Origin of the sequence: Achromobacter sp. HZ34, assembly GCF_002209485.1 — a bacterium.
Taxonomy (GTDB): Bacteria; Pseudomonadota; Gammaproteobacteria; order Burkholderiales; family Burkholderiaceae_B; genus Bordetella_C.
In genome coordinates, this window is sequence record NZ_NJIX01000015.1 from 1 (window position 1) to 10334 (window position 10334).

Consider the following 10334-nt stretch of genomic DNA (forward strand, 5'->3'; position numbering starts at 1 on the left):
GCGCCCTTGGCATTGCCATCCACCGTCCAGGTGTGCGCATCGTTGGTGTCAACGTCCGTCTGGCTGAACTGACCCGTCGCCGTCTTGGTGGCGTCTTCGGTCACCGAGCCAGCAGTGGAGCCGGTCGGCGCAGTGATGACCGGGGCGTCGTTGGTGCCCTGGATCGTTACCGTGATCGTGCTCGGCGTGCCGTCGGCCGACGTGACCGTGAACTTTTCGGTCATCGATTCGTTCGCGCCCAGGGCCTGAACCGCTGGATCGGCATTGTTCAGGTTGTACGTCCACGTACCATCGGACGTGATTGAGAACGTACCGTGCTGACCTGCGGCGTTCGTCTGCGCGACGAATACCGCTTGGTTCGCATCCGGGTCCACGATATCCAGCTTGCCGCTGGTTTGAAGCGTCGTGTCTTCCTTGACCGTACCGGCGTCAGCACCCACGGCATGCGGCGTGATGACCGCAGCGTCGTCCGTGCCGTTGATCGTCACCGTCACCGACTTCGTGTCGATTCCGCCATGACCGTCATCCACCTTGACCGTGTACGTTTCCTGGATATGATCCTTGGCGGTCAACTGCTGAGCCGCAGCGTTATCCAGCGTATAGGTCCATTTGCCAGTCTGGTCAACGCTGAAGGTGCCATAGGCGCCCTTGGCGTTGCCGTCCACCGTCCAGGTGTGGTTGTCGTTCGTATCAACATCCTTCTGGCTGAACTGACCCGTTGCCGTCTGCGTGGCGTCTTCGGTGACAGAACCAACCGTCGAACCTGTAGGCGCACCGATCACCGGAGCATCGTTCGTGCCCTGGATCGTGACCGTGATCGTGGCAGGCGTACCGTCAGCCGACGTGACCGTGAACTTCTCGGTCATCGACTCGTTGACACCCAGCGCCTGAACCGCCGGGTCAGCGTTGTTCAGGTTGTACGTCCACGTGCCATCGGACGTGATCGAGAACGTCCCGTGCTGGCCTGCCGCATTCGTCTGCGCAACGAACACCGCTTGGCCGGCATCCGGATCCACTATGTCCAGCTTGCCGCTGGTCTGAAGCGTCGTGTCTTCCTTAACCGTACCGGCATCGCTGCCAGTCGCGTGCGGCGTGATGATGGCGCCGTCATCCGCACCATTGATCGTCACCGTCACCGACTTCGTGTCGGTGCCGCCGTGGCCGTCATCGACCTTGACGGTATACGTTTCCTGGATGTGGTCCTTGGCAGTCAGCTGCTGAGCTGCCGCGTTATCCAGCGTATAGGTCCACTTGCCAGTCTGGTCAACGCTGAAGGTACCGTAGGCGCCCTTCGCATTGCCATCCACCGTCCAGGTATGCGCATCGTTCGTATCGATGTCGGTCTGATTGAACTGACCCGTCGCCGTCTTGGTGCCATCTTCCGTCACCGAACCGGCAGTGCTGCCAGTCGGGGTGGTGATGACCGGGGCGTCGTTCGTACCCTGGATCGTCACCGTGATGGTGGCAGGCGTACCATCCGCCGACGTGACCGTGAACTTCTCAGTCATCGACTCGCTCGCGCCCAGCGCCTGAACCGCCGGATCGGAATTGTTCAGGTTGTACGTCCACGTACCGTCAGAGGTGATCGAGAACGTGCCGTGCTGGCCCGCAGCGTTCGTCTGCGCCACGAACACCGCTTGACCAGCGTCAGGATCGACGATATCCAGCTTGCCGCTGGTCTGAAGCGTCGTGTCTTCCTTCACCGTACCGGCATCGCTGCCAGTCGCATGCGGCGTGATGATAGCGCCGTCGTCGGAACCGTTGATCGTGACCGTCACCGACTTCGTGTCGGTTCCGCCATGGCCGTCATCGACCTTGACGGTGTACGTTTCCTGGATATGATCCTTGGCGGTCAGCTGCTGAGCCGCTGCGTTATCCAGCGTGTACGTCCACTTGCCAGTCTGGTCAACCGTGAAGGTGCCATAGGCGCCCTTCGCGTTACCGTCCACCGTCCAAGTATGGCTGTCGTTGGTATCAACGTCGGTCTGGCTAAATTGGCCGGTTGCCGTTTTCGGTGCGTCTTCCGTCACCGAACCAGCAGTGCTGCCGGTCGGGGCGGTAATGACCGGGGCGTCGTTCGTGCCCTGGATGGTTACCGTAATCGTGCTCGGAGTGCCGTCGGCCGACGTGACTGTGAACTTCTCGGTCATCGACTCGTTGACACCCAGCGCCTGAACCGCCGGGTCAGCGTTGTTCAGGTTGTACGTCCAAGTGCCATCGGACGTGATCGAGAACGTGCCATGCTGGCCGGCGGCATTCGTCTGTGCGACGAACACCGCCTGGCCGACATCCGGATCAACGATGTCTAGCTTGCCGCTGGTCGACAACGTCGTGTCTTCCTTGACTGTACCGGCGTCGGCACCCACTGCATGCGGGGTGATGATGGCCGCATCGTCCGTGCCGTTGATGGTTACGGTGACCGACTTCGTGTCCGTACCGCCGTGGCCGTCGTCAACCTTGACGGTGTACGTTTCCTGGATGTGGTCCTTGGCAGTCAGCTGCTGAGCTGCTGCGTTGTCCAGCGTGTAAGTCCACTTGCCGGTTTGATCAACGGTGAAGGTGCCATAGGCGCCCTTCGCGTTGCCGTCCACTGTCCACGTGTGGCTGTCGTTCGTATCGACGTCCGTCTGGCTGAACTGACCAGTCGCCGTCTTGGTGCCGTCTTCGGTCACCGAACCTGCGGTCGAGCCAACCGGAGCGGTAATGACGGGCGCGTCGTTCGTGCCCTGGATCGTCACCGTGATAGTGGCAGGCGTGCCGTCTGCCGACGTGACCGTGAACTTCTCGGTCATCGACTCATTGACGCCCAGCGCCTGAACCGCCGGATCGGCGTTGTTCAGGTTGTACGTCCACGTGCCATCGGACGTAATCGAGAACGTGCCATGTTGACCCGCCGCATTCGTCTGCGCGACGAACACGGCTTGGCCGGCATCCGGGTCGACGATGTCCAGCTTGCCGCTGGTCTGAAGCGTCGTGTCTTCCTTGACGGTACCAGCGTCAGCACCCACTGCGTGCGGGGTAATGACCGCAGCGTCGTCCGTGCCGTTGATGGTCACCGTCACCGACTTCGTGTCGGTTCCACCGTGGCCGTCGTCAACCTTGACCGTATAGGTCTCTTGGATGTGGTCCTTAGCGGTCAGCGATTGCGCTGCCGCGTTATCCAACGTGTAGGTCCACTTGCCGGTTTGGTCAACCATGAAGGTGCCATAGGCGCCCTTGGCGTTACCGTCCACCGTCCAAGTGTGGCTATCGTTGGTATCAACGTCCTTCTGGGTGAACTGACCCGTTGCCGTCTGCGTGGCGTCTTCCGTCAGCGAACCAGAAGTGCTGCCAGTCGGGGCGGTGATGACCGGGGCGTCGTTCGTGCCCTGGATCGTCACCGTGATCGTGGCTGGCGTACCATCCGCCGACGTGACCGTGAACTTCTCGGTCATCGACTCGTTCACGCCCAGCGCCTGAACCGCCGGATCAGCGTTATTCAGGTTGTACGTCCACGTGCCATCGGACGTGATTGAGAACGTACCGTGCTGACCTGCGGCGTTCGTCTGCGCGACAAACACGGCTTGGCCGGCATCCGGATCCACGATATCCAGCTTGCCGCTGGTTTGGAGCGTCGTATCTTCCTTGACCGTACCGGCATCGCTACCGGTCGCATGCGGGGTGATGATGGCACCGTCATCGGAACCGTTGATCGTGACCGTCACCGACTTCGTATCGGTGCCGCCGTGGCCGTCGTCAACCTTGACGGTGTACGTTTCCTGGATGTGGTCCTTGGCAGTCAGCTGCTGAGCTGCTGCGTTGTCCAGCGTGTAAGTCCACTTGCCGGTTTGATCAACGCTGAAGGTGCCATAGGTACCCTTCGCGTTGCCGTCCACCGTCCAAGCGTGGCTGTCGCTCGTATCGGTGTCCTGTTGGCTGAACTGACCGGTCGCCGTCTGGGCTGCGTCTTCCGTCACCGAACCGGCAGTGCTGCCGGTCGGGGCGGTGATCACCGGGGCGTCGTTCGTACCCTGGATCGTCACCGTGATCGTGGCCGGCGTACCATCCGCCGACGTGACCGTGAACTTCTCGGTCATCGACTCGTTCACGCCCAGCGCCTGAACCGCCGGGTCGGCGTTGTTCAGGTTGTACGTCCACGTACCATCGGACGTGATTGAGAACGTACCGTGCTGGCCCGCAGCGTTCGTCTGCGCTACGAACACCGCCTGACCCGCATCCGGATCGACGATATCCAGCTTTCCGCTGGTTTGAAGCGTCGTGTCTTCCTTCACCGTACCGGCATCGCTGCCAGTCGCATGCGGCGTGATGATAGCGCCGTCGTCGGAACCGTTGATCGTGACCGTCACCGACTTCGTGTCGGTTCCGCCATGGCCGTCATCGACCTTGACGGTGTACGTTTCCTGGATATGATCCTTGGCGGTCAGCTGCTGACCCGCTGCATTGTCCAGCGTATAAGTCCACTTGCCGGTTTGGTCAACCGTGAAGGTGCCATAGGCGCCCTTCGCGTTACCGTCCACCGTCCAAGTATGGCTGTCGTTGGTATCAACGTCGGTCTGGCTAAATTGGCCGGTTGCCGTTTGCGGTGCGTCTTCCGTCACCGAACCAGCAGTGCTGCCGGTCGGGGCGGTAATGACCGGGGCGTCATTCGTACCCTGGATGGTTACCGTAATCGTGCTCGGAGTGCCGTCGGCCGACGTGACCGTGAACTTCTCGGTCATCGACTCGTTCACGCCCAGCGCCTGGACTGTCGGGTCGGCATTGTTCAGGTTGTACGTCCACGTACCATCGGACGTGATCGAGAACGTGCCATGCTGGCCCGCTGCGTTCGTCTGCGCGACGAACACGGCTTGGCCGGCATCCGGGTCGACGATGTCCAGCTTGCCGCTGGTTTGGAGCGTCGTATCTTCCTTGACCGTACCGGCATCGCTGCCAGTCGCATGCGGCGTGATGATCGCAGCGTCGTCGGTGCCATTGATCGTCACCGTCACCGACTTCGTGTCGGTCCCGCCATGGCCATCGTCCACCTTGACGGTGTACGTTTCCTGAATGTGGTCCTTGGCGGTCAACTGCTGAGCCGCTGCATTGTCCAGCGTATAGGTCCACTTGCCGGTCTGGTCAACCGTGAAGGTGCCATAGGCGCCCTTCGCGTTACCGTCCACTGTCCACGTGTGGCTGTCGGTCGTATCGACGTCCGTCTGACTGAACTGACCGGTCGCCGTCTTTGTGCCGTCTTCGGTCACCGAACCTGCGATCGAGCCGACCGGAGCAGTAATGACGGGCGCGTCGTTCGTACCCTGGATCGTCACCGTGATGGTGGCAGGCGTGCCGTCAGCCGACGTGACCGTGAACTTCTCGGTCATCGACTCATTCACGCCCAGCGCCTGGACCGCCGGGTCGGCGTTGTTCAGGTTGTACGTCCACGTACCGTCAGACGTGATCGAGAACGTCCCGTGTTGACCTGCGGCGTTCGTCTGCGCGACGAATACCGCTTGGTTCGCATCCGGGTCCACGATATCCAGCTTGCCGCTGGTGGTCAGCGTCGTGTCTTCCTTGACCGTACCGGCATCGGCACCCACGGCATGCGGGGTTATGACCGCAGCGTCGTCCGTGCCGTTGATGGTTACGGTGACCGACTTCGTGTCGGTTCCGCCGTGGCCGTCATCGACCTTGACCGTGTACGTTTCCTGGATGTGGTCCTTGGCGGTCAGCTGTTGAGCTGCAGCGTTATCCAGCGTGTAGGTCCACTTGCCGGTCTGGTCGACCGTGAAGGTGCCATAGGCGCCCTTCGCGTTGCCATCCACCGTCCAGGTGTGGCTGTCGTTCGTATCGGTTTCCTGTTGGCTGAACTGACCGGTCGCCGTCTGGGCTGCGTCTTCCGTCACCGAACCGGCAGTAGCGCCAGCCGGAGCCGTGATGACCGGGGCATCGTTCGTACCTTGGATCGTTACCGTGATCGTGGCAGGCGTACCATCCGCCGACGTGACCGTGAACTTCTCGGTCATCGACTCGTTCACGCCAAGCGCCTGAACCGCCGGGTCGGCATTGTTCAAGTTGTACGTCCACGTACCATCGGACGTAATCGAGAACGTGCCATGTTGACCCGCCGCATTCGTCTGCGCGACGAACACGGCTTGGCCGGCATCCGGGTCGACGATGTCCAGCTTGCCGCTGGTCGAAAGCGTCGTATCTTCCTTGACAGTACCCGCATCAGCACCCACGGCGTGAGGCGTGATAATCGCTGCGTCGTCCGTGCCGTTGATGGTCACCGTCACGGACTTCGTATCCGTGCCGCCATGACCGTCATCCACCTTGACGGTGTACGTTTCCTGGATATGATCCTTGGCGGTCAACTGCTGAGCCGCTGCATTGTCCAGCGTATAGGTCCACTTGCCGGTCTGGTCAACCGTGAAGGTGCCATAGGCGCCCTTCGCGTTGCCGTCCACCGTCCAAGTGTGGCTGTCGGTCGTATCGGTGTCCTGTTGGCTGAACTGACCGGTCGCCGTCTGCGTGGCGTCTTCGGTGACAGAACCAACCGTCGAACCTGCAGGTGCACCGATCACCGGGGCGTCGTTCGTGCCCTGGATCGTTACCGTGATCGTGGCAGGCGTACCATCCGCCGACGTGACCGTAAACTTCTCGGTCATCGACTCGTTGACACCCAGCGCCTGAACCGCCGGATCGGCGTTGTTCAAGTTGTACGTCCACGTACCATCGGACGTGATCGAGAACGTCCCGTGCTGGCCTGCCGCATTCGTCTGCGCAACGAACACCGCCTGGCCTGCATCGGGATCCACAATATCCAGCTTGCCGCTGGTCTGAAGCGTCGTATCTTCCTTGACCGTACCGGCATCGGCACCCACGGCATGCGGGGTAATGACCGCAGCGTCGTCCGTGCCGTTGATGGTCACCGTCACCGACTTCGTGTCGGTTCCACCGTGGCCGTCGTCAACCTTGACCGTATAGGTCTCTTGGATGTGGTCCTTAGCGGTCAGCGATTGAGCTGCCGCGTTATCCAGCGTGTACGTCCACTTGCCAGTCTGGTCGACGCTGAAGGTGCCATAGGTCCCCTTCGCGTTGCCGTCCACTGTCCAAGTGTGGCTGTCGTTCGTATCGGTGTCCTGTTGGCTGAACTGGCCGGTCGCCGTCTGGGCTGCGTCTTCCGTCACCGAACCGGCAGTGCTGCCGGTCGGGGCGGTGATCACCGGGGCGTCGTTCGTGCCCTGGATCGTCACCGTGATCGTGGCAGGCGTACCGTCAGCCGACGTGACCGTGAACTTCTCGGTCATCGACTCGTTCACGCCCAGCGCCTGAACCGCCGGGTCGGCGTTGTTCAGGTTGTACGTCCATGTGCCATCGGAGGTAATCGAGAACGTCCCGTGCTGGCCCGCAGCGTTCGTCTGCGCCACGAACACCGCTTGACCAGCGTCAGGATCGACGATATCCAGCTTGCCGCTGGTGGTCAGCGTCGTGTCTTCCTTGACCGTACCCGCGTCAGCACCCACGGCATGCGGCGTGATAATCGCCGCATCGTCCGTGCCGTTGATGGTTACGGTGACCGACTTCGTGTCGGTTCCACCGTGGCCGTCGTCAACCTTGACGGTGTACGTTTCCTGTATGTGATCCTTGGCAGTCAGCTGCTGCGCCGCGGCGTTATCCAGCGTATAGGTCCACTTGCCAGTCTGGTCAACCGTGAAGGTCCCGTAGGCGCCCTTCGCGTTGCCGTCCACTGTCCACGTGTGGCTGTCGGTCGTATCGACGTCCGTCTGACTGAACTGACCGGTCGCCGTCTTTGTGCCGTCTTCGGTCACCGAACCTGCGATCGAGCCGACCGGAGCAGTAATGACGGGCGCGTCGTTCGTACCCTGGATCGTCACCGTGATGGTGGCAGGCGTGCCGTCAGCCGACGTGACCGTGAACTTCTCGGTCATCGACTCGTTGACACCCAGCGCCTGAACCGCCGGATCGGCGTTGTTCAGGTTGTACGTCCACGTGCCATCGGACGTGATCGAGAACGTGCCATGTTGACCCGCCGCATTCGTCTGTGCGACGAACACGGCCTGACCCGCATCGGGATCCACAATATCCAGCTTGCCGCTGGTGGTCAGGGTCGTGTCTTCCTTGACCGTACCGGCATCGGCACCCACGGCATGCGGGGTTATGACCGCAGCGTCGTCCGTGCCGTTGATGGTTACGGTGACCGACTTCGTGTCGGTTCCACCGTGGCCGTCGTCAACCTTGACGGTGTACGTTTCCTGGATATGATCCTTGGCGGTCAACTGCTGAGCTGCCGCGTTATCCAGCGTGTAGGTCCACTTGCCGGTTTGATCCACGCTGAAGGTGCCATAGGTGCCCTTCGCGTTGCCGTCGACCGTCCAGGTGTGGCTGTCGTTCGTATCGGTGTCCTGCTGGCTAAACTGGCCCGTCGCCGTCTGCGCTGCGTCTTCCGTCACCGAACCGGCAGTGGCGCCAGTCGGGGCGGTGATGACCGGGGCGTCGTTCGTACCCTGGATCGTCACCGTGATCGTGGCAGGCGTACCGTCCGCCGACGTGACCGTGAACTTCTCGGTCATCGACTCGTTGACACCCAGCGCCTGAACCGCCAGGTCAGCGTTGTTCAGGTTGTACGTCCACGTGCCATCGGACGTGATCGAGAACGTCCCGTGTTGACCGGCCGCATTCGTCTGCGCAACGAACACCGCCTGACCCGCATCCGGGTCCACGATATCCAGCTTGCCGCTGGTCTGAAGCGTCGTGTCTTCTTTCACCGTACCGGCATCGCTGCCAGTCGCATGCGGCGTGATGATAGCGCCGTCGTCGGCACCATTGATCGTTACAGTCACCGACTTCGTATCGGTCCCGCCGTGGCCGTCATCGACCTTGACCGTGTAGGTCTCTTGGATGTGGTCCTTAGCGGTCAGCGATTGCGCTGCCGCATTGTCCAGCGTGTACGTCCACTTGCCGGTCTGGTCGACTGTGAAGGTCCCGTAGGCGCCCTTCGCGTTACCGTCCACCGTCCAGGTGTGGCTATCGTTGGTATCAACGTCCTTCTGGCTGAACTGACCCGTTGCCGTCTGCGCGGCGTCTTCGGTGACAGAACCAACCGTCGAACCCGCTGGCGCACCGATCACCGGGGCGTCGTTCGTGCCCTGGATCGTCACCGTGATGGTGGCAGGCGTGCCATCTGCCGACGTGACCGTGAACTTCTCGGTCATCGACTCGTTCACGCCCAGGGCCTGAACCGCTGGATCGGCGTTGTTCAGGTTGTACGTCCACGTACCATCGGACGTGATCGAGAACGTCCCGTGTTGACCTGCGGCGTTCGTCTGCGCGACAAATACCGCTTGGCCGGCGTCCGGATCAACGATATCCAGCTTGCCGCTGGTCTGGAGCGTCGTATCTTCCTTGACCGTACCCGCGTCAGCGCCCACGGCGTGAGGCGTGATAATCGCCGCATCGTCCGTGCCATTGATCGTCACCGTCACGGACTTCGTATCCGTGCCGCCATGACCGTCATCAACCTTGACGGTGTACGTTTCCTGGATGTGGTCCTTGGCAGTCAGCTGCTGCGCCGCTGCGTTATCCAGCGTATAGGTCCACTTGCCAGTCTGGTCAACCGTGAAGGTGCCATAGGCGCCCTTCGCATTGCCATCCACCGTCCAAGTGTGCGTGTCGTTCGTATCGATGTCCTTCTGGCTGAACTGACCCGTTGCCGTCTGCGTGGCGTCTTCGGTGACAGAACCGACCGTCGAACCCGCAGGCGCACCGATCACCGGAGCGTCGTTTGTTCCCTGGATCGTCACCGTAATGGTGGCAGGCGTGCCATCTGCCGACGTGACCGTGAATTTCTCGGTCATCGACTCGTTCACGCCCAGCGCCTGGACCGCCGGGTCGGCGTTGTTCAGGTTGTACGTCCACGTACCGTCAGACGTGATCGAGAACGTCCCGTGTTGACCTGCGGCGTTCGTCTGCGCGACGAATACCGCTTGGTTCGCATCCGGGTCCACGATATCCAGCTTGCCGCTGGTGGTCAGCGTCGTGTCTTCCTTGACCGTACCGGCATCGGCACCCACGGCATGCGGCGTGATAATCGCCGCATCGTCCGTGCCATTGATCGTCACCGTCACGGACTTCGTATCCGTGCCGCCATGACCGTCATCCACCTTGACGGTGTACGTTTCCTGGATATGATCCTTGGCGGTCAACTGCTGAGCCGCTGCGTTATCCAGCGTATAGGTCCACTTGCCAGTCTGGTCAACGCTGAAGGTACCGTAGGCGCCCTTCGCATTGCCATCCACCGTCCAGGTATGCGCATCGTTCGTATCGACGTCGGTCTG

At 61.5% G+C, this 10334-nt stretch carries 1 protein-coding gene; it reads right to left on the reverse strand.

The window, feature by feature from the left end; genetic code table 11:
* Window positions 1–10334: VCBS domain-containing protein (locus CEY05_RS30660; protein ID WP_088601294.1), on the reverse strand; the 10334-nt coding region annotated here is incomplete at both ends.